This is a genomic window from Kitasatospora sp. NPDC057738, from assembly GCF_042798815.1.
GTDB classification, from domain to species: domain Bacteria; phylum Actinomycetota; class Actinomycetes; order Streptomycetales; family Streptomycetaceae; genus Kitasatospora; species Kitasatospora lactacystinica.
Genome location: NZ_JBHVJT010000005.1, coordinates 1 through 1,818, shown reverse-complemented (window position 1 = coordinate 1,818; position 1,818 = coordinate 1). Strand labels below are relative to the sequence as shown.

Annotated in this window: 1 protein-coding gene and 1 pseudogene; one reads left to right on the top strand and one right to left on the bottom strand. The window is 72.0% G+C overall.

Features of this window, described 5'->3' with window-relative positions; genetic code table 11:
• Positions 1–571 precede the first annotated feature (571 nt).
• Complete coding sequence (locus ACFVGO_RS04025; protein ID WP_380630798.1) at positions 572–1,324, top strand: phosphotransferase family protein; 753 nt, start codon at positions 572–574, stop codon at positions 1,322–1,324.
• A 281-nt stretch (positions 1,325–1,605) separates the two neighbouring features.
• Here the strand turns inward: ACFVGO_RS04025 and ACFVGO_RS04020 are convergent.
• Positions 1,606–1,818: pseudogene (locus ACFVGO_RS04020) on the bottom strand (hypothetical protein); the annotation flags it as partial.

Genomic DNA, 1,818 nt, shown 5'->3' with positions numbered 1-1,818 from the left:
TTGGGGGGGTGGGGGGGTGTGGGTTGTGGTGTTTGGTTGTGGGAGAGGAAGGGGGGGGGTTGTCCGTTCCGGCGTCGGCTCCCGGGGGCCCCCCCCCCCCCCCCCGGCACAGTGGACGTCGGGTCAGGGTGGAGAAGAACAGCTCGACTCAGCGGCACGGGTGAAGACAACATCCTGCCCACGGGCCTGCCCTTCGGAAGCCCCGAAGGCGCCCTCGACTGCGCCGTCGGCCTCTACCGCGGCGACCCCGCCGGCTGACCGGCGACGCCCGAAGGATCAACGTGGCGCTGCACCAGCCCGCCCCCCCCCGGCCGGACACCGCTCACATTTCTCGTCACCTCGAATCACCTCGAACCCGCCCGAACGGTCGAGTCGCCGACCCGGCGAACCTTCCCGGTCGGAGCACTGGCCCGTGGTACGCGTGGGAAGTCGGCGGGGCCGACTTCTGGTGCGGTGCGGTGCGGTGCGGTGCGGTGCACGAGGCCGCCGGGTGGCGGGCCGCGGTCGGCCGCGTCGTCGCACGTGACAAACCCGGCGACGTCGGCGGCCGTCCCCGGGATACTGGTCTCCCATGGATGAGGTCACGGTCGTCGTCGCCCATTCCGAGCGCGCGACCCTGCGCGTCGGAGACGTGTTCCTGAAGGTGGACGCCGATCAGGCGCGCATCGACGTCGAGGTCGAGGCGATGTCCCTCGCACCGGTCCCGACCCCGAAGGTCCTGTGGCGCAAGCCGCCCGTGCTCGCGATCGCCGCCCTCCCGGGAAGGACCCTCGGGCGCCTCGGCGGGCCGTCGACCGGGTCACCGGCGGAGTGGGCCGCGGCGGGCGCCGCCATCCGGAAGCTGCACGACGCGCCGCTGCCGCCCAGGCCCGGCCGGGCCGGCCGGAGCGTCGTCGCGCTGACGGCGGAACTCGACGACGAGTGCGAGGCGCTCGTGACGAACGGCGTCCTGCCCGCCGACCTGGTCACCCGCAACCGCGAGGTCGCCGAGGCCGCGTTCCGGCCGTGGACTCCGGCGTTCACGCACGGCGACCTGCAGGTCGCGCACCTGTTCGTCGACGGCGGCGAGGTCACCGGCATCATCGACTGGTCCGAGGCGGGCCGGGGTGACGCCCTGTACGACCTCGCCACCTTCACGCTCGGACACGAGGAGCACCTCGACGACGTCATCGCCGGGTACGGCACCGACGTCGACGTCGACCTCGACGTGATCCGCGCGTGGTGGTCGTTGCGAAGCCTGCTGGCGGTTCGCTGGCTGATCGAGCACGGCTTCGACCCCTTCGCGCCGGGCTGTGAGGTCGACGTGCTGAGATCCCGGATGTGAGGCCGCGCCGGCTCGCCTTGTGCACAGGAAGTCGGCCCAGCCGACTTCCTGTGCGGGAGAGCTGAAACCGCCACGCTCCTTCGCACAGGTCGCCCACCCGCCCGCCCGTTCCAGGAACCGCAAGAGCGACGGCGGGCCCGGCCAAGCTTGGGCAGGCCCGCCGAAACCACCACCGAGCAGCACTCACGTCGCCTCACCATCCGTTGCCGCTTCGGCAGGGCCGAAGCGGCAACGGCATGTGCGGCACCACTTCTGCGCAGGAAGTCGGCGGGGTCGACTTCCTATGCGTGGATGGTGGCTTGGGTGCGGCAGTGGGTGAGGGCGTATTTGATGCGGCATTCGGAGGGGAGCACGCCGGCGAGGAGTTCTCCGGCGGTGACGAGGGTGGTCCAGTACAAGGTGGGGTTGCCGGTGCGGGGGAGGGGTCGGGCGGCGGCGAGGGAGAGGTAGGCGGCGGTGAGGTTGCCGGTGGTGAACCAGCGGTGGAGGCCGTG

Bases quoted from the DNA above. Each gene is read 5' to 3' on its own strand.
- ACFVGO_RS04025 (WP_380630798.1), top strand. From the start codon at position 572: ATGGATGAGGTCACGGTCGTCGTCGCCCATTCCGAGCGCGCGACCCTG.